This is a genomic window from Mycobacterium montefiorense (genome assembly GCF_025823255.1).
Lineage (GTDB): Bacteria > Actinomycetota > Actinomycetes > Mycobacteriales > Mycobacteriaceae > Mycobacterium > Mycobacterium montefiorense.
The window spans coordinates 14,644-35,006 of sequence record NZ_JACKVL010000015.1 but is presented as its reverse complement, the minus strand read 5'-3'; the positions used below and the strand labels follow the sequence as shown (position 1 = coordinate 35,006).

Sequence of the window (20,363 nt, the reverse complement as noted above, 5' to 3'; positions counted from 1 at the left end):
TTGTGTGCGCGTGAGCTCCAGCCGACCCGGTAAACGAGAAGCGCCGCCCGCACCCGAGCCGTTGGCGCCGCTGGTCGACGCCCACACTCACCTCGACGCATGCGGCGCCCACGACGCCGACGGGGTGGCGGCCATCGTGGACCGTGCCGCGGCGGTCGGAGTGGGCACGGTCGTCACCATCGCCGACGATCTGGACTCGGCGCGCTGGGTGACTCAAGCCGCCGATTGGGACCCGCGGGTGTACGCCGCCGTGGCACTGCACCCGACCCGCGCGGACGCCCTCGACGACGCGGCTCGAGCCGAGATCGAGCGGCTGGTCGCCCATCCCCGCGTGGTGGCCGTCGGCGAGACCGGCGTGGACATGTACTGGCCCGGCCGTCTGGACGGCTGCGCCGCGCCCGACACCCAACGCGAGGCCTTCGCCTGGCATATCGACCTGGCCAAGCGGTGCGGTAAACCGCTGATGATTCACAACCGGGAGGCCGACGCCGAGGTGCTCGACGTGTTGAGGGCCGAGGGTGCCCCCGATGTGGTGATCTTCCACTGCTTTTCGTCCGACAGCGCCATGGCACGCAGCTGCGTCGACGCCGGATGGTTTGTCAGCCTGTCCGGGACGGTCAGCTTCCGCAATGCCCGCGCGCTGCGGGAAGCCGTGCCGTTGATACCGGCCGAGCAGCTGCTGGTGGAGACGGACGCGCCCTTTTTAACACCGCATCCTTACCGTGGCGCGCCCAACGAGCCATATTGCCTTCCTTATACTGTTCGAGCGATCGCAGAACTGCTCGATCGCCCGGCAGCAGAACTGGCCCGAATCACCACGAGCAACGCCGGGCGGGTCTACGGACTCGCCACATCGGACCGGTGATTTGCGCAACACATTCGTGCCGGAGTTGCTCCAGGTTGACCAGTTCGTTACCGTCTTGTGATCGAATCGTTGGTTTATTGCACTGCTGTCAAATTGCCGCTGGATAGGTCGTTAAGTGGTTGCTGAGGTCGGGGTAGACGCACGTTGACTGTATTGAGAAGGCTTCATCAGACCCCATCAGCGATGTTGCGGCTGGTAGTCGGGGGGCTGCTGGTAGTACTGGCGTTCGCCGGTGGCTTCGCCGTTTCGGTGTCCAAGACGGTGACGTTGACCGTGGACGGCATCGCTATGCGGGTGACGACCATGAAGTCGCGAGTGATCGACATCGTCGAAGAGAACGGGTACATCGTCGATCAGCGTGACGACTTGTACCCCGCCGGCGACGTCCAGATTCACAACGCCGACAAGATCGTGCTGCGGCGCAGCCGGCCGTTGGAGATCTCGCTGGACGGCCGTGACGCCAAGCAGGTGTGGACGACGGCATCCACCGTCGACGAAGCACTGGCCCAGCTCGCGATGACCGACACCGCCCCCGCCGCCGCCTCGCGTGCCAGCCGGGTTCCGCTGGCCGGAATGGCCCTGCCGGTCGTCAGCGCTAAGACCGTCCAGATCAACGACGGCGGCACGATCCGCATGGTGCACCTACCCGCCCCCAACGTCGCGGGGCTGCTCAGTGCCGCCGGCGTACCGCTGCAAGACAGCGACCAGGTGGCGCCCGCCGCGACCACGCCGATTGTCGACGGCATGCAGATCCAGGTGACGCGTAACCGCATCGAGAAGGTCACCGAGCGAATCCCGTTGGCGCCCAACGCTCGCAAGGTCGAAGACCCCGACATGAACATGAGCCGCCAGGTTGTCGAAGACCCGGGTACCGCCGGCACGCAGGACGTGACCTACGCGGTGGCCACGGTCAACGGCGTCGAGACCGGTCGGCTGCCGATCGCCAACATCGTGATTGCACCGGCCCGCGATTCCGTGGTGCGGGTGGGCACCAAGCCAGGGACCGAGGTGCCCCCGGTGACCGACGGCTCCATCTGGGATGCCATCGCGAGCTGCGAGGCCGGCGGAAACTGGGCGATCAACACCGGTAACGGCTACTACGGTGGCGTGCAATTCGACCAAAGCACCTGGGAGCGCAACGGCGGCTTGCGATTTGCAGCCCGTGCCGACCTGGCCAGCCGGGACGAGCAGATCACCGTCGCCGAGGTAACCAGGGAGCGCCAGGGATGGGGCGCATGGCCAGTGTGCAGCGGAAGAGCTGGTGCCCGCTGACGATTCAGCTGCTCGGGCGTTCCGATATCAGGCGGCTGGCCAAAGAACTTGAGTTGCGGCCACGAAAATCGTTGGGCCAGAATTTCGTCCACGACGCCAACACCGTTCGGCGAATTGTTTCGACCTCCGGCATTGGCCGGGCTGACCACGTGCTTGAGGTCGGCCCCGGCCTCGGCTCGCTGACCCTGGCGCTGCTCGACCGCGGTGCCACGGTCACCGCCGTCGAAATCGACCCGATGCTGGCCGAGCGGCTGCCGCAGACCGTCAGCGAGCATTCGCATAGCGAGATCCAACGACTGACGGTGGTCAACCGTGACGTCTTGACCCTAAGACGGAATGAGCTGGCCGCCCAGCCCAGCGCGGTCGTCGCCAATCTGCCCTACAACGTCGCGGTGCCGGCGTTGCTGCATCTGCTCGCCGAGTTTCCGACCATTGCGACTGTCACGGTGATGGTGCAGGCCGAAGTCGCCGAGCGGCTTGCCGCCGAGCCGGGCGGCAAGGAGTACGGCGTGCCCAGCGTCAAGGCGCGATTCTTCGGACGGGTGCGTCGGTGCGGCATGGTCTCGCCGACCGTCTTCTGGCCGGTGCCGCGCGTCTATTCCGGCCTGGTCCGCATCGACCGGTACGACACGGCGCCGTGGCCGCCCGACGACGCGTTTCGGCGGCAAGTCTTCGAACTGGTCGATATCGCCTTCGCGCAACGACGCAAGACGTCCCGCAATGCATTCCTGCAGTGGGCGGGCTCGGGCAATGAATCGGCAAATCGCTTGCTGGCGGCCAGCATTGATCCCGCCCGCCGCGGCGAGACGCTGTCCATCGACGACTTTGTCCGGCTGCTGCGACGCTCGGGCCACCCCGCCCAGCCGCAGGCTTCCGGCAGCTGACCCCGGCCTTTCGCAGCGTCGCACGGCGTCGTTGCGTGTAGTTCGCTTGTAGCAGCGATAGTCTGCTGCGGTGGCGGTGGCTTGCTGGGTGAGGGCGAATGTCTGACGGCAACACCGCTGCGCAGTGGGTGCCCACCGGGTCAGTCACCGTTCGCGTGCCCGGAAAGGTCAACCTGTACCTCGCCGTCGGCGATCGTCGCGACGACGGCTATCACGAGCTGACGACGGTGTTTCAGGCCGTCTCGCTGCTCGACGAGCTGACGGTGCGCAATGCCGACGTTTTGTCGCTCGAAGTTGTCGGCGAGGGGTCCGACAAGCTGCCTACCGACGAACGCAACCTGGCCTGGCAGGCCGCCGAGCTGATGGCCGAGCACGTCGGCCGGGCGCCCGACGTCTCGATCATGATCGACAAATCCATCCCGGTGGCCGGCGGTATGGCGGGTGGCAGCGCGGACGCGGCGGCGGTGTTGGTCGCGATCAACGCGCTGTGGGAGCTCAACGTGCCACGCCGCGATCTGCGCATGCTCGCGGCGCGACTGGGCAGCGACGTGCCCTTCGCGCTGCACGGTGGCACCGCGCTGGGCACCGGGCGCGGCGAGGAGCTGGCCACGGTGCTGTCCCGTAACACCTTCCACTGGGTGCTGGCCTTCGCTGACGGTGAATTGCTGACCCCGGCGGTATTCAGCGAGCTCGACCGGCTCAGGGAAGCCGGGGACCCCGACCGGCTGGACGAGGCCGGGCCGGTGCTGGCCGCGCTGGCCGCGGGCGACCCGGAAGCGCTGGCGCCACTTTTGGGTAACGAATTGGAAGCCGCGGCGGTCAGCCTGAATCCGACGCTGCGACGTGCGCTGCGGGCCGGCGAGGAAGCGGGTGCGTTGGCCGGCATCGTGTCCGGATCGGGCCCGACTTGTGCGTTTTTGTGCACGTCAGCGCCCTCGGCGGTCGATGTCGGCACTGCTCTGTCGGGGGCCGGTGTCTGCCGTACGGTGCGGGTCGCGAGCGGTCCGGTGCCGGGTGCCCGGGTCGTGCCGACCCCGATGACCGACGCCTGAACACACTGTGAAATCCGACTCAAATTGCTGAAATGGTGGGTTGTTACTTAAGAGGAGTTTAAGATAACTCGCGGTGACGACTATCGATCAGCATTCGACTTGGCCGCCCGCCGGGGGACACGGTGGACGGCCAATTGCTCTCCGCCTGCAGGGCAGGGTTGCGGCTGATCGGGCAACCAGACACGGGGTTGCTGGCTCATCACTATTCCGAGACGTAACTGCTTCCCAACTGTGCTCGCGTGGCTGCTACAAAGTGTTGCCCGGCGAGCGGAACATGAAAACCCGGGTCTTGGGGATAGCACCGGAACCAAGGAGGTTTGCGTGAGCAGGTTTACCGAGAAGATGATCCACAATGCCCGGATTTCGAAGAAGGGCATGGTCACCGGTGATCCTCACGCACCTGTCCGCCACACCTGGGGTGAGGTCCACGAGCGCGCTCGCTGCATCGCCGGCGGCCTGGCCGCCGCGGGCATCGGCCTCGGCGACGCTGTGGGTGTGCTCGCCGGCTTCCCGGTAGAGATCGCCCCCACCGCCCAAGGTCTATGGATGCGCGGAGCCAGCCTCACGATGCTGCACCAGCCCACCCCACGCACGGACCTGGCTGTGTGGGCCGAGGACACCATGAACGTCATCGGCATGATCGAGGCCAAGGTCGTCATCGTCTCCGAGCCCTTCCTGGTCGCGATCCCGGTGCTGGAGGAAAAGGGCATCAAGGTCCTCACCGTCACCGACCTGCTGGCGTCGGAGCCGATCGACGCCGTCGAGGTGGGCGAGGATGATCTGGCGCTGATGCAGCTGACGTCCGGCTCGACCGGCTCGCCGAAGGCCGTCCAGATCACCCATCGCAACATCTACTCCAACGCCGAGGCGATGTTCATCGGCGCCGAGTACGACATCGAAAAAGACGTGATGGTCAGCTGGCTGCCCTGCTTCCACGACATGGGCATGGTCGGCTTCCTCACCATTCCGATGTACTTCGGCGCGGAGCTCGTCAAGGTCACGCCGATGGACTTCCTGCGCGACGCGCTGCTGTGGGCCAAGCTGATCGACAAGTACAAGGGCACCATGACCGCGGCGCCCAACTTCGCCTACGCGCTGCTGGCCAAGCGACTGCGCCGCAACGCCAAGCCCGGTGACTTCGATCTGTCGACCCTGCGCTTTGCGCTGTCCGGCGCGGAGCCCGTCGAGCCCGCCGACGTTGAGGACCTACTGGACGCCGGTAAGCCGTTCGGCCTGCGGTCCTCGGCGATCCTGCCGGCCTACGGCATGGCCGAGACGACGCTGGCCGTGTCGTTCTCCAAGTGCAACTCGGGTCTGGTCGTCGACGAGGTGGACACCGACCTGCTGGCCGCCCTGCGCCGGGCCGTGCCCGCCACCAAGGGCAACACCCGCCGGCTGGCCACGCTGGGCCCGCTGCTCAAGGATCTCGAAGCCCGCATCATCGACGAGCAGGGCAACGTGATGGCCCCGCGCGGCGTCGGCGTCATCGAGCTGCGCGGCGAATCGCTGACACCCGGCTACCTGACCATGGGCGGCTTCATCTCGGCCCAGGACGAGCACGGCTGGTACGACACCGGCGACCTCGGCTACATCAACGAAGACGGCCACATCGTGGTCTGCGGCCGTGTCAAGGACGTCATCATCATGGCCGGCCGCAACATCTACCCGACCGACATCGAGCGGGCCGCCGGCCGCGTCGACGGTGTCCGGCCGGGCTGCGCCGTGGCGGTCCGCCTGGACGCCGGCCACTCCCGCGAGACGTTCGCCGTCGCGGTCGAGTCCAACGCCTTCCAGGACCCGGTCGAGGTGCGCCGGATGGAACACGAGGTCGCCCGCGAGGTCCTCAAAGAGGTCGACATGCGGCCCCGTAACGTCGTGGTCCTCGGTCCCGGGACCATCCCGAAGACGCCGTCGGGCAAGCTGCGTCGGTCCAACTCCGTCACCCTGGTCACCGGGTAGCGGTCTTTTCCACCGGCGGTCTTTTCCACCGAGTGTGCGCTGACGGCGGCGACACGCCGCGCGGCGCAGCCCTGGACGCACACTCGGTGCCCTGGATGCACGCTCGGCGCGAATTACCAGGCGTGGACGCGGTTTTGCGCGGGCTCTAGCCCCAATTCGATCAGTGTCTCGGTGGCGTCGGCGGCCTGCTCGCAGATGGTAGGAATCTCGGGCCGTTCGGTGGCGGTGAAATTCTCCAGCACGAATGCCGCGGGGTCTTTGCGTCCGGGCGGACGCCCGATCCCGATACGCACCCGCTGAAAGTCTTTGGTGCTCAACGCCGAAGCGACCGAACGGAGCCCATTATGGCCGCCCTCGCCGCCGCCGATCTTGAGCCGGATGCGACCGAAGTCGAGGTCAAGGTCGTCGTGGATGACGATGATGTCGGCGGGCGCCACTGAGTAGAACTTGGCCAGCGGGCCGACCTGTCGCCCGGACTCGTTCATGTAGCAACGCGGCTTGGCCACCAGCACCGAGTGTCCGGCGAGCCTGCCGCTGACCACTTCGGCGCCGGAGCGCTTGTGCACCTTGAACTTTGAGCCCAGTCGTGTAGCGAGCACGTCGGCAACCATGAACCCGACGTTGTGCCGGGTGCGGGCGTAGTTGTCTCCGGGATTGCCCAGGCCGACCACCAGGAGCGGTTCGGCCATGTTGCCGGCCGCCTACTCGGACTCTTCTTCGGAGGCTTCGGCTTCGTCGCCCGGCTCCTCCGCGGCTTCGACACCTTCGGCGCCCTCGGCCTCGCCCGCGCCCTCTTCCTCGAGGTCCTCGGCGGTCGGCGCGGTCACCACGTTTACCACCAGCATTTCCGGGTCGGAAATCAGGTTGACGCCCGATGGCAGCGCGATTTGTCCGGCGGTGAACTGGGTGCCCGGTTCGGCCTCCTCGACGGACACCGTCAGCTGCTCGGGGATCGACAGGGCGTCGGCCTCGATTTCGATGGTGTTGGTGTCCTGGGTGACCAGGGTGCCGGACGCGGCCTCGCCCTCGATGAGGACCCTGACCTCGACGACGACCTTCTCGCCGCGGCGCACGACCAACAGGTCCGCGTGCTGGATGTTGCGGCGGATCGGGTGGATGTCGAGCGCCTTGGTCAGCGCCAGCTGTTCCTTGCCGGCGATGTCCAGGGTCAGTACCGCGTTGGTGCCCGAGTGGCGCAGCACCGCCGCGAACTCATGCCCGGGCAATTCCAGGTGCTGCGGGTCGCTGCCGTGGCCATAGAGGACGGCGGGAATCCGGCCGTCGCGGCGGGCCCGCCGGGACGCGCCCTTACCGGTCTCGGTTCGCACCGTGACGCTGAGTTGGTTGACTGCGGATTTCTTAGCCATCGTGTCGCTCCTGTGTGCTGACGTACCTGAGTGTCAAGGCACGGCTAGGGTCGCGACATATGTCGGTCTCCGTCGATAACGGTGCTGGCTAGACGCCTGCCACCCTCGCCGTGACGCCCGGCCAGGGTAGCGCATCGGCGCCTCAGAGCGGAAATTTGACGCCGGTGAGCTGCTCGGACAGGTCCCAGAGCGCGGTGGCGGTGGTCGGGTCTTGTGCCCGTCGGCTGCGGCTGACGGGTTGGGTTCGGCCGATCCAGCCGAATTTGGGGCCGATGAAGGTGTCGCCCGGCAGGTCCTGCGATGCGGCGTACAGCGTTTGCTGTGCGCCAAAATCGGCGCTGGTGGCAACCACCCGGGTGGCAGCCGATATCACTGCGTCGCCCAGTTTGCGGCCCGAGGCGCCCTGCAGGTTGGTGTGCGAGTAGCCGGGATGGGCCGCCACTGAGCGCAGCGGCGAACCGGCCAATTTGAGGCGCCTCTGCAGCTCGCTGGTGAACAGCAGGTTGGCCAGCTTCGACTGGCTGTAGGCCAGCCAGGCCGAATAGCGGCGGCTCTTCCAGTTGATGTCGTCGAAGTCGATGCGGCCCGGCCAGTGCGCCAGCGACGTCAGCGTTACCACCCGGTCGGTGAGCTTGGGGAGCAACTGGTTGGTCAGCGCGAAATGGCCGAAGTGGTTGGTGCCGATCTGGCTCTCGAAGCTGTCGACGGTCAATCCGAACGGGGCCGCCATGATGCCGGCGTTGTTGATCAGCAGGTCGGCCTTGTCGATCCCGTCGGCGAACCGGCGTATCGACGCCAGGTCCTGTAGATCCAGTTGACGCACCTCGACGTCTCCGGTCATCTGCGTCGCGGCGGCCTCGCCCTTGCTCGGGGTGCGCACGGCCAGGATCACTTTGGCGCCGGTTCGGGTCAACTCGCGCGCCGTGATCGCGCCCAGTCCACTGTTGGCGCCGGTGACGATCACGGTGCGTCCGGCGAATGACGGCAGATCAGCCGCGGTCCAGTCAGTCATGCCTGACAACCCTAGTGTTCGAGGGGTGCGGCCCGCCGCACAGCTATTTAGCGGCGACGACGAACCCGTGGATGATCGCGTCGATGTCTGTCGACTGCGCGGCGGCCTGGTCGGCCAGACCGGTGATGGTGAGCTGAACGAAGTAGCGCTGCTTGGCCGGGGGCGACCCGGTCGGCAGCACGATCCGGTTCCAGCTGTGCAGCCGGGTGCCGTCATCACTGTTGTAGCTGCCCTGGATCATCGACGACGGGAACCCATTGAAGGGTGTCATCGAGGAGTCCAATTGCTTGAAGTTCTGGAACAATTGGGCATCGTCATTGCCGTGCTTGATCACCTGCGCCGGGTCGAAGTCCCCGATCAGCTTGAACACCACGAGCCGCGCCGTCGGATACTTGCCGCCCTTAGCCAGGATCAGCGTTTGAGGCGCGATGTGCGGATTGGTAAACGGCGCCCAGCCTGAAGGTGTCGGAATCGACACCTTCAGGTCGGTCAGGGAACTCGGTGCCACCTGCTGCCCGGTCACGCCGATGCTGTCCAGGTACAGCGATAGGGGGACCGGCTTGTCCGTCGTGGTGGTGGTCGTCGCGGTCGCTGAACTCGTCGTCCAGACCGAGGAGTAGTCAGGCGCTTTCGGTCCACACGCCGCCGCGGGCACCGTCAGCGCCGCAATTGCGGCAGCGGCGACGAGCCGTCTCACAGAATCTCGCGGACCGCGTCGATCGGACGGGCCAGCCGAGTGCCCTTCGCGGTCACGACGAACGGGCGCTCGATCAGAATCGGGTGTTCGGCCATCGCGTCGAGCAGCTGATCGTCCGTCGCGTCGTCTAATCCGAGTTCGGCATACAACGATTCACGCTTACGCACCGCGGTCCGCACGTCGATGCCGGCGTCGCGGATCAGCTTGACGAGCTCGTTCCGAGACGGCGGCGTCTTCAGGTATTGGACAATGGTTGGTTCTAAACCGTTGTCCCGCAACAAATCCAGCGTCTTGCGGGAGGTACTGCACTTCGGGTTGTGGTAGATGACAGTGGAGTCGGAGCCCCCAAAGGCCGAAGCCATCTAGGCATCTCCATCGAATAACCCTGTGACAGAGCCATTTTCGAATACGGCGCGAATGGTGCTGGCCAGCAGCGGCGCGATCGACAACACCGTGAGCGCCGCGAAGCGCTTGTCGTCGCCGATCGGCAGCGTGTTCGTGACGATGACCTCGCGGGCACCGCATGCGGCCAGCCGCTGCGCGGCGGGCTCCGACAGCACACCGTGGGTCGCCGCGACGATCACGTCACTGGCGCCGTCTTCGCGCAGAAGATTGACGGCGCCGGCAATGGTGCCACCGGTGTCGATCATGTCGTCGATCAGCACACAGGTGCGGCCGTCGACCTCACCGACCACGCGGTTGGAAACCACCTGATTGGGTACCCGCGGGTCACGGGTCTTGTGAATGAAGGCCAGCGGGACGCCGCCCAGCGAGTCGGCCCACTTCTCGGCGATGCGCACCCGGCCCGAGTCGGGGGAGACGACGACCATGTTGCCGTCGGGGTAGTTCTCCTTGATGTAGGTGGTCAGCAGGGTCTGTCCGCGCATGTGGTCGACCGGTCCGTCGAAGAAGCCCTGAATCTGATCGGTGTGCAGGTCGACGGTCACGATCCGGTCGGCGCCCGCGGTCTTGAGCAGGTCGGCGACCAGCCGCGCCGAGATCGGCTCGCGGCCGCGATGTTTCTTGTCCTGCCGCGCGTAGGGATAGAACGGCATGACGGCGGTGATCCGCTTGGCGCTGCCTCGTTTGAGGGCGTCGATCATGATCAGTGCTTCCATCAGCCAGTTGTTCACCGGATCTGGACAGGACTGCAGGACGAACGCGTCGCACCCGCGTACTGACTCGTCGAAGCGGACGAAGATCTCGCCATTGGCGAACTCGCGCGCCGTCTGCGCGGTGACGTGAACGTCGAGTTCCTTGGCGACCTGCTCCGCCAGCTCGGGGTGTGCCCGGCCGGAGAACAGCATCAAATTTTTGCGGTTATCGGTCCAGTCGTGGCTCACCGTGCTGCCCTCGCCGTTCGGATCGAAATGGAAGTGCCCATCGTACGTAGCGAATCGTACGGAAGGTTCGCCGGGTTGCCAGCCATCAAATTCATGGTGTCTATTCGGCTTCGGCCGGCGCAGTCGCCGTCGGCGCTTGCTGGGCGGCCTTGTCCGCGGCTTCCGCGGCGGCGCTGCCTGGACGTTTCCGTTGCACCCAGTTCTCGATATTGCGCTGCGGGCCAGCCGAAACCGCCAGTGCTCCCGGCGGCACATCGTCGCGCAACACCGTGCCCGCGCCGGTGTAGGCGCCGTCGCCGACGGTTACCGGCGCCACGAACATGGTGTCCGAACCGGTGCGGACGTGTGAGCCGACGGTGGTGCGCCGCTTGGTCGTGCCGTCGTAATTGACGAACACGCTGGACGCGCCGATATTGCTGTGCTCGCCGATGTCGGCGTCGCCGACGTAGGTCAGGTGCGGCACCTTGGTGGCGGTCCCGATATTGGAGTTCTTGACCTCGACGAACGCGCCAAGCTTGCCGTCGGCTCCCAGCACGGTGCCGGGCCGCAGGTAGGTATACGGGCCGACCGTGGCATCGCGACCGATCGCCGCCGACTCGCCATGCGTCCGGATCACCGCGGCTCCATCGGCGACGGTCACGTCGGTCAGCGTGGTGTCCGGGCCGACCACACAGCCGCCGCCGATCTGGGTTCGGCCGAGCAGCTGGGTTCCGGGGTGCACCACGGTGTCGCGGCCGATCGCCACGTCGACGTCGATCCAGGTGGTGGCGGGATCGATCACCGTGACGCCCGCCATTTGGTGTGCGGCGACGATGCGGCGGTTGAGCTCGGCTCCCAGCTGGGCCAGCTGGACGCGGTTGTTCACTCCGGCCACCATTGCGCTGTCGTCCACGTGCCTGGCACGCACGGGCTGGCCGTCGCCGCGCAGGATGGCGATGACGTCGGTCAGGTAGAGCTCTTGCTGGGCGTTGTTGGAACTCAGCCGGCCCAGCGCCGAGCGCAAAGCCGCGGCGTCGAAGGCGTAGACGCCGGCGTTGACCTCGCCGATCTTGCGCTGCGAGGCAGTCGCGTCGGCTTCCTCCACGATCGCCATCACTTCGTCGTCCTGGGTGCGCAGGATGCGGCCGTAGCCGAACGGATCGCGCAGCGTGGTGGTCAGCACCGTCGCGGCGGCCGAGACCGCGTTGTGGTTCGCGATCAGATCGGCCAGGGTGTCGGAGTCCAGCAGCGGGGTGTCGCCGGAGGTGATCACGACGACGCCGGCGTAGTCCGCCGGCAGCGCGGACAGGCCGCAGAGTGCGGCGTGGCCGGTGCCGCGGGGACTGTCCTGCAGCGCGACGTCGATGGGACGCCCGAGCACATCGGCGAGTTCGGCGACGATCGGCGCGATGCGCTGGTGCTCATGCCCCAGGACCACGACCAGTCGTTGCGGCGCCACCTTGGTGATCGCGTGCAGTGAATGCGACAGCATGCTGCGGCCGGCGATGGTGTGCAGCACCTTCGGAGTGTCGGAGCGCATCCGGGTGCCGGGCCCGGCCGCTAAAACCAGGACCGCAGTGTCACCGCGAAACGACATCGACTCTCCTCGGGCTTGTCTCACGCGAGGCGGGAAGCCGAAGCCCCGCCACGCCGTCAAGACTGTTATTTCACCCCTGATGCGACCTCTAAGACAAGCAGCCGAAGCTCCGTCGCCAGGACTCGAACCTGAACTATCTGAACCAAAATCAGAGGTGCTGCCGATTACACCACGACGGACTGTAGATCACGGCCGGCGGCGGTGAACCACCGATTGCGCCACCAAGACTTTAGACGGTGCCGGGCCATTTGCGGTCCCCAGGGAAACTCCGGCAATTTCACCTGGGCAAACCGATACGCTGGTTGCCGTGGCAGCCCCGGATAAAGAAGTGCGCGCCCCCCGCGCGCGGATGACCGGTACTGAGCGCCGACACCAACTCATCGGCATCGCGCGCTCGCTTTTCGCCGAACGCGGTTATGAAGGCACCTCGATCGAGGAGATCGCGCAGCGCGCCAACGTCTCCAAACCGGTCGTCTACGAGCATTTCGGCGGCAAGGAGGGCCTGTATGCGGTGGTCGTCGACCGGGAGATGTCGGCGCTGCTGGACATGATCACCTCGTCGCTGACCAACAACCGGTCCCGGGTGCGGGTCGAGCGGGTGGCGCTGGCATTGCTCACCTATGTCGAAGAACGCACCGACGGCTTCCGGATCATGATCCGCGACTCGCCCGCGTCGATCAGCGCCGGCACCTATTCCAGCCTGCTCAACGACGCTGTCAGTCAGGTCAGTTCCATCCTGGCCGGCGACTTCGCCCGCCGCGGCCTGGATCCGGATCTGGCGCCGCTGTACGCCCAGGCGTTGGTCGGCTCGGTGTCGATGACCGCGCAATGGTGGCTCGACACCCGCGAACCCAAGAAGGAAGTCGTCGCCGCGCACCTGGTCAACCTGATGTGGAACGGCTTGACGCATCTGGAATCCGATCCCCGCCTGCAAGACGAGTAAGTTGCGCCGGGCGACCCCACCCGTACCCTCGGCGAAGCATTGGCCCCGGCTCGCGGGGCCACATTCAACCGCAGTCGCGTGACATCAGGTCGGCGACCGTCTCCCGGCGAATCAGCTGATGCGTCCGACCGTCCCGTACGGCCACCAGCGGCGGCCGGCAGACCATGTTGTAGTTCGACGCCATGCTGTGGTGGTAGGAGCCGGTGCAGGCCACGGCCAGCAGGTCGCCGGGGTGCAGGTCTACCGGTAGCTCGATATCGCGGGCGATCTCGTCGCCCGCCTCGCAGTGCCGCCCGGCGACCGTGACCCGCTGCTTGGGCCCCATCGAATGGCGATTGGCCAGCGTGACCGTGTACTGGGCGCCGTACAACGACACCCGCGGGTTGTCGCTCATGCCGCCGTCGACCGCGACGAAGGTGCGTCCGCCTGGCTGCGTCTTGACCGAGCACACGCGGTACAGCGTCACGCCGGCACGGCCGCTGATGGCGCGACCGGGTTCCACCACGATGGTCGGCCGCGGGAAATGTTCGGCCGCGCAGGCCTCGTCCAGGGCGTCTTCGATCACGACGGCCAGGTCGTCGATCTCGAACTCGCGATCGCCCGAGACGTAGGGGATCGCGTGGCCGCCGCCGATGTTCAGCTCGGTGAGGATGACGCCATGCTGCGCGCGGATGTCAGCCATCGCGGCGATCATTCGGTGGATGGCCTCGCCGTACAGGGCAGGGTCGGTGACCTGCGAGCCGATGTGGCAGTGCAGCCCGACCAGGTCGAGGATCGGGTGCGCCAGCACCCGCTTCACCGCGTCGGCGGCTTGGTCGTGGGCGAGGGTGAATCCGAATTTCTGGTCGCTGATACCGGTGGTGACCGCGCGGTGCCCGTGGATGTCGATGTCCGGGCTCACCCGGATGAGCACCGGCTGGCGCTTGCGGGCGCATCCCGCCAAGTAGGCGATCTCGATGCAGGAGTCCAGCACGATGCGCCCCACTCCGGCGCGCACCGCCTCCTGCAACTCGTCGGGTGATTTCGCGTTGCCGTGCATGATGATCCGGGCCGGGTCCATGCCGCCAGCCAGGGCGACGGCGAGCTCACCGGCCGAGCAGACGTCAACGCCCAGGCCTTCTTCGCGTGCCCAGCGTGCCACCGCCGTGGTCAGTAGTGACTTTCCGGCGTAGACCACCTCGACGCCGCGCAGCGCCTTGCGGTAGCGACGGGCGCGGAAACGGAAGTCGGTTTCGTCGATGACGTAGGTGGGGGTGTGGAACTCGTCGGCGATGTCCGAAAGGGGTAGGTCGCCGATGCAAAGGCGGCCCTCCTCGTCGGAATGTGTAGTGACAGGCCAGATCGCGGGATCTAGCCGTCGGGGCGCTGCCCGACCAATGGAGGGCAGCATGTCAAGCAATGTCATGACTTCAAAGTGCGCCCGGCCCGGGGTCGATGGCGAGATCCTTACGATCCTTTGACGCACCCAGGGGCAATATTGACGATGTTCGGCGCACCTAGAATGGGTGCATCATCACCGCACCGGGGCTTGCTCGCCCAGAAACCCCGATCGCGGGGCTTGTTGAATTAGCGCTGACAGCGCCCACCTTCGCCCAGATCGCCGCGGATGCCGCTGCGGCGGCCGAATTGCACCTGGTCGGCCCGGCCAGCGCGCGCTTGTTCGTGGCCAGCGCGCTGGCGCGGCGGGGTCCGCTGCTCGTCGTCACCGCCACCGGGCGCGAAGCCGACGACCTGAGCGCCGAACTGCGCGGCGTATTCGGCGACGCCGTCGCGGTGTTTCCGTCCTGGGAAACGCTGCCGCATGAACGCCTGTCACCGGGCGTTGACACCGTCGGTACCCGGTTGATGGTGCTGCGCCGGCTGGCGCATCCCGCCGACGGGAGGCTGGGTCCGCCGCTACAGGTGGTGGTGACCGCGGCACGCTCGCTGTTGCAGCCGATGACGCCGCAGCTGGGCCTGGTGGAACCGCTGACGTTGAGCGTCGGTCTGGAAGTCGAATTCGAGGGTGTGATCTCCCGGCTGGTCGAGTTGGCTTACACCCGCGTCGACATGGTCGGCAAGCGCGGCGAATTCGCCGTGCGCGGTGGCATTCTCGACATCTTCGCGCCCACCGCCGAGCATCCGGTGCGCATCGAGTTCTGGGGTGACGAGGTCAGCGAGATGCGGATGTTCGCGGTCGCCGATCAGCGATCCCTGCCGGAGATCGAGGTCGACACGCTCGTCGCGGTCGCGTGCCGCGAACTGCTGCTGACCGACGACGTGCGGGCGCGGGCCGCCGACTTGGCCGCACGCCATCCCGCGGCCGAGGGCTCGATCACCGGCAGCGTCTCCGACATGCTGGCCAAGCTGGCCGAAGGCATCCCGGTCGACGGAATGGAGGCGCTGCTCCCCGTCCTTCGCCCCGACGACCACGCGCTGCTGACCGATCAGCTGGCCGCCGGCACACCGGTCTTACTGTGCGACCCGGAGAAGGTGCGCAGCCGCGCCGCCGACCTGATCAAGACCGGCCGCGAATTCCTGGAGGCGTCCTGGTCGGTCGCGGCCATGGGCACGGATGCGCCCGTCGACGTCGAACAGCTGGGTGGGTCGGGCTTCGCCGAACTGGACGACGTGCGGGCCGCTGCTTCCCGAGCCGGTCATCCGTGGTGGACGCTGAGTCAGCTGTCCGACGAGTCGGCCATCGAACTGGACATCCGGGCGGCGCCGTCGGCGCGCGGGCATCAACACGACATCGAGAGCGTCTTCGCGATGCTGCGGGCGCACGTCTCGACTGGCGGCTACGCCGTGATCGTCGCCCCCGGCACCGGTACCGCCCACCGCGTGGTGGAGCGGCTGGCAGAGTCCGATACCCCCGCCGCGATGCTGGATTGCGGCGGGGTTCCGAAGGCGGGCGTGGTCGGGGTGCTCAAGGGCCCGCTGCACGACGGCGTCGTGATACCCGGCGCCAATCTGGTGGTGATCACCGAGACCGACCTGACCGGAAACCGCGCGACGTCGCCCGAAGGTAAGCGGCTGGCCGCCAAGCGGCGCAACACGGTCGACCCGCTGGCGCTGACGGCTGGCGACCTGGTGGTGCACGACCAGCACGGCATCGGGCGGTTCGTGGAGATGACCGAACGGACCGTGGGTGGCGCACGGCGCGAGTACCTGGTCCTCGAGTATTCGTCGAGCAAGAGGGGCGGGGGTTCCGACAAGCTGTTCGTCCCGATGGACTCGCTGGACCAGCTCTCGCGGTATGTCGGTGGGCAGGCGCCGGCGCTGAGCAAGCTCGGCGGCAGCGACTGGGCCAACACCAAGACGAAGGCCCGCCGCGCGGTGCGCGAGATCGCCGGTGAGCTGGTGGCGTTGTACGCCAAGCGGCAGGCCAGCGCCGGACACGCGTTCGCGCCGGACACGCCCTGGCAGGCCGAGATGGAAGACGCGTTCGGTTTCACCGAGACCGTCGACCAGCTGACCGCGATCACCGAGGTCAAGTCGGATATGGAGAAGCCTGTCCCGATGGATCGGGTGATCTGCGGCGACGTCGGCTATGGCAAGACCGAGATCGCGGTGCGCGCGGCGTTCAAGGCGGTGCAGGACGGCAAACAGGTCGCGGTGCTGGTGCCCACCACGCTGCTGGCCGACCAGCATTTGCAGACCTTTACCGACCGGATGACCGGCTTCCCGGTGACCGTCAAGGGGTTGTCCCGGTTCACCGATTCCACCGAGTCTCGCACCGTGGTCGACGGCCTGGCCGACGGGTCGGTGGACGTCGTGATCGGCACCCACCGGCTGCTGCAGACCGGGGTGCGCTGGAAGGACCTGGGCCTGGTCGTGGTCGACGAGGAGCAGCGATTCGGCGTCGAGCACAAGGAACACATCAAGTCGCTGCGTACCCACGTCGACGTGCTGACCATGAGCGCTACCCCGATCCCGCGCACGCTGGAGATGAGCCTGGCCGGGATCCGCGAGATGTCGACGATCCTGACGCCGCCCGAAGAGCGCTACCCGGTGCTGACCTACGTCGGGCCGCACGACGACAAGCAGGTCGGCGCCGCGTTGCGCCGCGAGCTGCTGCGCGACGGGCAGGCCTTCTACGTGCACAACCGGGTGAGCTCCATCGACTCGGCTGCCGCCCGGGTGCGGGGTCTGGTGCCCGAGGCCCGCGTCGTCGTCGCGCACGGGCAGATGAACGAGGACCTGCTGGAGCGCACCGTGCAGGGCTTCTGGAACCGCGAATACGACATCTTGGTGTGCACCACGATCGTGGAAACCGGCCTGGACATCTCCAACGCGAACACGCTGATCGTCGAGCGCTCCGACACCTTCGGGCTGTCCCAGTTGCACCAGCTGCGGGGCCGGGTCGGCCGCAGTCGAGAACGCGGCTATGCCTACTTCCTCTATCCGCCGCAGGTGCCGCTGACCGAGACGGCCTACGACCGGTTGGCGACCATCGCACAGAACAACGAGCTGGGCGCGGGGATGGCGGTCGCGCTGAAGGACCTCGAGATTCGCGGCGCGGGCAACGTGCTGGGCGTCGAACAGTCCGGGCACGTCGCCGGGGTCGGCTTCGACCTATATGTGCGGTTGGTGGGCGAGGCCGTGGAGGCCTACCGGGCGGCCGCCGACGGCCAAACCGTCACCACCCCCGAAGAGCCCAAGGATGTGCGCATCGACCTTCCGGTGGACGCGCACCTGCCGCCGGATTACATCGCCAGCGATCGCCTGCGGCTGGAGGGCTATCGGCGCCTGGCGGCCGCGCCCGACGACGCGGCCGTCGACGCCGTCGTCGAGGAGCTCACCGACCGCTACGGCGCACTGCCCGAACCTGCCCTGCGGCTGGTGGCCGTGGCGCGGCTGCGGCTGCTGTGCCGGGCCTCCGGCATCACCGAAGTGTCGGCCCCATCTGGGGCGACGGTGCGGCTGTCGCCGATTGCGCTGCTAGATTCTGCCCAGGTGCGGCTCAAGCGGATGTATTCGGCCGCCAACTATCGCGCCACGACGTCCACGGTGCAGGTGCCGATCCCGCGGGCCGGCGGCGTGGGTGCACCGCGGCTCCGCGACGTCGAGTTGGTGCAGATGGTGGCGAACTTGGTGACGGCCCTGCAGGGGAAACCGCAGCAAGAAATTGGTATAACCAGTTCGGCAACGGCGCACGACGAAGATGAAGGCCGCAAATCGGCCGGCTAGCAGCTTCAGCGATGACGAGGGAGGAGCAACAAGCGAACATGATCGTCGTCTTGTTCGACCCCCGCCGGCCGTCGCTGGTGCCCCTCGATGCGATCGAGCACCTCAGCGGTGAGATCCAGTACACCGAGGAGATGCCCGTCGCGGTGCCCTGGACGCTGTCGTCGGCGCGGCCGGTCGACACCGGGGACGACGCGCCGGTGTTGCTGTCCTCGGACCGCGATCACCCCGCCGTGATCGCCCGATTGGCCGCGGGCGCCCGGCTGATCTCGGCGCCGGACACGCCGCGCGGTGAACGACTTGTCGATGCCGTCGCGATGATGGACAAACTGCGCACCGCCGGGCCGTGGGAAAGCGAGCAGACCCACGATTCGCTGCGCAGATTCTTGCTCGAGGAGACCTACGAGCTGTTGGACGCGGTCCGCAGCGGCAATGCCGACCAGCTGCGCGAGGAACTCGGTGACGTGTTGCTGCAGGTGCTCTTTCACGCCCGCATCGCTGAGGAAGCGCGCCAGTCCCCCTTCGACATCGACGAAGTCGCCGCCACGCTGATGCGCAAACTGGCTAACCGGGTGCCAGGAGTGCTTGCGGGCCAACCGATTTCGCTCGAAGAGCAACTGGCTCAATGGGAAGAGCGTAAAGCGGCCGAGAAACCCCGCAATTCGGTGATGGATGACGTCCATACCGGTCAGCCGGCCTTGGCGCTGGCGCAGAAGGTGGTTCAACGCGCGCATGCGGCCGGTCTGCCTGCCGACCTGGTTCCCGCCGAGATCACCTCGATCTCGGTGCTGGCCGACGTCGATGCGGAAAGCGTCCTGCGTGCAGCGGTTTTGGAGTTCGTGGACACTGTCCGAGCGGTCGAGCGGTCGATCGCCGCCACGCGCCGCGGGGACAGCGTGCCGGAAGAATTCGACGTGGCCCCGATGGGCGAGGTTAGCGAGGAGGAGTGGCGCCAGCACTGGCCCTCCGACCCGGCCGACGATGTCGAGCCCGACGAGTCCGGCCAGACGGGCGCGGTTGACGAGGCGGCCGAGGATGCCGACGAGGACACCGCCGAGCCCGACGACGAAGCATCAGCCGACGACGAGCGCGACGATGCCGGCGACGCCGATGGGGAGTCCGGCAAGGCGTCGAAGAGATCCGGCAAGGGCTCCAAGCGGAGCCGGGACCGAGGCTGACGCCGGTTTGGATCGGGCGCGCAGGTTTACCGATCAGCGACCGCCGCGGTGTTTGCCATTTTTCGTGGTGCCGACGGGTAATGTAGCTCGCGAGTTGGTGAATCCCGGTGGTCGGCATCGTTCTCACGTTGCCGGCCACGGTAGCAGGCGGCTAATCGAAAAATTAGCTGACGGCGGGGTTGCCGGCTTGCGACGACCGGCTCCGGCGAAAGGTCATGGGACGATAATCAGTGGGTGACGTTGGTATAGGGGAAGCTAAGGAGTACGTGGTGTCGCCGAGGCGTTGGTTGCGGGCGGCCGCCGTGATCGGCGCGACTGCGATGCTGCTGGCCTCGAGCTGTACCTGGCAACTCAGCCTCTTTATCCCCGCCGGCGTTCCGCCGCCGTTCGGAGACCCGGTGCCGGCGGTGAACACTCATGCCAGCGGCCGGCCCGCCGACCAGTTGCGGGCCTGGGCGCTGCCACGCTCGGCGGCATTGGAGATTCCGCTGATCGCTTTGGAGGCCTATGCCTACGCGGCCCGGGTCGCCGAGGTCGAAAACCCGAAGTGTCATATCGCCTGGACCACGCTGGCCGGCATCGGGCAGGTCGAGAGCCACCACGGCACCTACAAGGGCGCGACGCTGTCGCCGAACGGTGATGTCAGTCCACCCATCCGGGGTGTTCAGCTGGACGGTAGCGGCGGCAACCTGCGCATTGTCGACGCCCAACAGAACAGCACTGATAGCGAGCCCGCGGTAGCGCGCGCGATGGGGCCCATGCAGTTCATTCCGGAGACATGGCGGTTGTACGGCGTCGACGCCCACAACGACGGTCGCCTCAGCCCGGACAACATCGACGACTCGGCGCTTGCGGCGGCGGGTTACTTGTGTTGGCGGGGAAAGGATCTCGGGACGGCCAGGGGATGGATTACCGCGCTGCGGGCCTACAACAACTCCGGCGTCTATGCGCGCGCGGTCCGGGACTGGGCGACCGCCTACGCGGCGGGTCACCCGCTGTAGAAGGATGAATCGCTGACCCAGGCTTTAGGCTGAAGGCCGGCCCGGGGA

The 20,363-nt window shown here is 67.0% G+C and carries 17 protein-coding genes and 1 tRNA gene; 9 read left to right on the top strand and 9 right to left on the bottom strand.

What is annotated here, in order from left to right; genetic code table 11:
- Positions 1 to 4 precede the first annotated feature (4 nt).
- The 5 genes from H7K34_RS19180 (at position 5) to H7K34_RS19160 (ending at position 6,032) form a co-directional block, all read left to right on the top strand.
- The gene (locus H7K34_RS19180; protein ID WP_264063650.1) at positions 5 to 865 is read left to right on the top strand and encodes a TatD family hydrolase; all 861 of its coding nucleotides are present in this window, start codon (positions 5 to 7) and stop codon (positions 863 to 865) included.
- A gap of 144 nt (positions 866 to 1,009) precedes the next feature.
- Positions 1,010 to 2,137, top strand: a complete 1,128-nt coding sequence (locus tag H7K34_RS19175; protein ID WP_264063649.1) for a resuscitation-promoting factor — start codon at positions 1,010 to 1,012, stop codon at positions 2,135 to 2,137.
- Complete coding sequence (rsmA, locus tag H7K34_RS19170) at positions 2,101 to 3,021, top strand: 16S rRNA (adenine(1518)-N(6)/adenine(1519)-N(6))-dimethyltransferase RsmA (RefSeq protein WP_264063648.1); 921 nt, start codon at positions 2,101 to 2,103, stop codon at positions 3,019 to 3,021. The genes H7K34_RS19175 and rsmA overlap by 37 nt, the downstream gene beginning before the upstream one ends.
- Positions 3,022 to 3,119: 98 nt before the next feature.
- Positions 3,120 to 4,073 carry a 4-(cytidine 5'-diphospho)-2-C-methyl-D-erythritol kinase gene (locus tag H7K34_RS19165; protein ID WP_264063647.1) on the top strand — a complete coding sequence of 318 codons (954 nt, stop codon included), beginning with the start codon at positions 3,120 to 3,122 and terminating at the stop codon, positions 4,071 to 4,073.
- A gap of 321 nt (positions 4,074 to 4,394) precedes the next feature.
- Positions 4,395 to 6,032: a fatty acyl-AMP ligase gene (locus H7K34_RS19160; protein ID WP_264063646.1), complete on the top strand. Its 1,638-nt coding sequence runs from the start codon at positions 4,395 to 4,397 to the stop codon at positions 6,030 to 6,032.
- A gap of 113 nt (positions 6,033 to 6,145) precedes the next feature.
- Here H7K34_RS19160 and pth read toward each other — a convergent pair whose 3' ends face one another.
- The 8 genes from pth to H7K34_RS19120 all read right to left on the bottom strand — a co-directional run bounded on the left by pth (position 6,146) and on the right by H7K34_RS19120 (position 12,206).
- The gene (gene pth, locus H7K34_RS19155) at positions 6,146 to 6,721 is read right to left on the bottom strand and encodes an aminoacyl-tRNA hydrolase (RefSeq protein ID WP_264063645.1); all 576 of its coding nucleotides are present in this window, start codon (positions 6,719 to 6,721) and stop codon (positions 6,146 to 6,148) included.
- A 12-nt stretch (positions 6,722 to 6,733) separates the two neighbouring features.
- Positions 6,734 to 7,399, bottom strand: a complete 666-nt coding sequence (locus H7K34_RS19150) for a 50S ribosomal protein L25/general stress protein Ctc (RefSeq protein ID WP_264063644.1) — start codon at positions 7,397 to 7,399, stop codon at positions 6,734 to 6,736.
- 142 nt (positions 7,400 to 7,541) lie between these two features.
- Entirely contained in the window at positions 7,542 to 8,411 is an 870-nt protein-coding gene (locus H7K34_RS19145) for an oxidoreductase (protein ID WP_264063643.1), read from the bottom strand.
- A gap of 43 nt (positions 8,412 to 8,454) precedes the next feature.
- The gene (locus H7K34_RS19140) at positions 8,455 to 9,108 is read right to left on the bottom strand and encodes an LpqN/LpqT family lipoprotein (protein ID WP_264063642.1); all 654 of its coding nucleotides are present in this window, start codon (positions 9,106 to 9,108) and stop codon (positions 8,455 to 8,457) included.
- Positions 9,105 to 9,470, bottom strand: a complete 366-nt coding sequence (gene arsC / locus H7K34_RS19135; protein ID WP_264063641.1) for an arsenate reductase (glutaredoxin) — start codon at positions 9,468 to 9,470, stop codon at positions 9,105 to 9,107. Before arsC ends, H7K34_RS19140 begins: the two co-directional genes overlap by 4 nt.
- Positions 9,471 to 10,451 (bottom strand): ribose-phosphate diphosphokinase, encoded by a 981-nt coding sequence (locus tag H7K34_RS19130; protein WP_108924413.1) that lies wholly within the window; start codon positions 10,449 to 10,451, stop codon positions 9,471 to 9,473.
- Positions 10,452 to 10,551: 100 nt separating this feature from the next.
- On the bottom strand, positions 10,552 to 12,027 hold the full coding sequence (gene glmU, locus H7K34_RS19125) for a bifunctional UDP-N-acetylglucosamine diphosphorylase/glucosamine-1-phosphate N-acetyltransferase GlmU (protein WP_264063640.1): 1,476 nt from the start codon (positions 12,025 to 12,027) through the stop codon (positions 10,552 to 10,554).
- 107 nt (positions 12,028 to 12,134) lie between these two features.
- Positions 12,135 to 12,206, bottom strand: a tRNA-Gln gene (locus tag H7K34_RS19120).
- A gap of 170 nt (positions 12,207 to 12,376) precedes the next feature.
- Here H7K34_RS19120 and H7K34_RS19115 point away from each other — a divergent pair.
- On the top strand, positions 12,377 to 12,970 hold the full coding sequence (locus tag H7K34_RS19115; RefSeq protein ID WP_133251027.1) for a TetR/AcrR family transcriptional regulator: 594 nt from the start codon (positions 12,377 to 12,379) through the stop codon (positions 12,968 to 12,970).
- Positions 12,971 to 13,034: 64 nt separating this feature from the next.
- On the opposite strand, the gene lysA is transcribed toward H7K34_RS19115, so the two are convergent.
- Positions 13,035 to 14,375, bottom strand: coding sequence for a diaminopimelate decarboxylase (gene lysA, locus H7K34_RS19110; RefSeq protein WP_264063639.1), 1,341 nt, complete (start codon positions 14,373 to 14,375; stop codon positions 13,035 to 13,037).
- Positions 14,376 to 14,482: 107 nt separating this feature from the next.
- Here lysA and mfd point away from each other — a divergent pair, with 107 nt between their 5' ends.
- The 3 genes from mfd to H7K34_RS19095 all read left to right on the top strand — a co-directional run bounded on the left by mfd (position 14,483) and on the right by H7K34_RS19095 (position 20,315).
- A complete protein-coding gene (mfd, locus tag H7K34_RS19105; protein ID WP_264063795.1) occupies positions 14,483 to 18,139 on the top strand; it encodes a transcription-repair coupling factor in 3,657 nt (1,218 codons plus the stop codon).
- A 38-nt stretch (positions 18,140 to 18,177) separates the two neighbouring features.
- Positions 18,178 to 19,314, top strand: coding sequence for a nucleoside triphosphate pyrophosphohydrolase (locus H7K34_RS19100; protein WP_264063794.1), 1,137 nt, complete (start codon positions 18,178 to 18,180; stop codon positions 19,312 to 19,314).
- A gap of 269 nt (positions 19,315 to 19,583) precedes the next feature.
- Entirely contained in the window at positions 19,584 to 20,315 is a 732-nt protein-coding gene (locus H7K34_RS19095; RefSeq protein ID WP_108924578.1) for a lytic transglycosylase domain-containing protein, read from the top strand.
- The last annotated feature ends 48 nt before the right edge of the window (positions 20,316 to 20,363 follow it).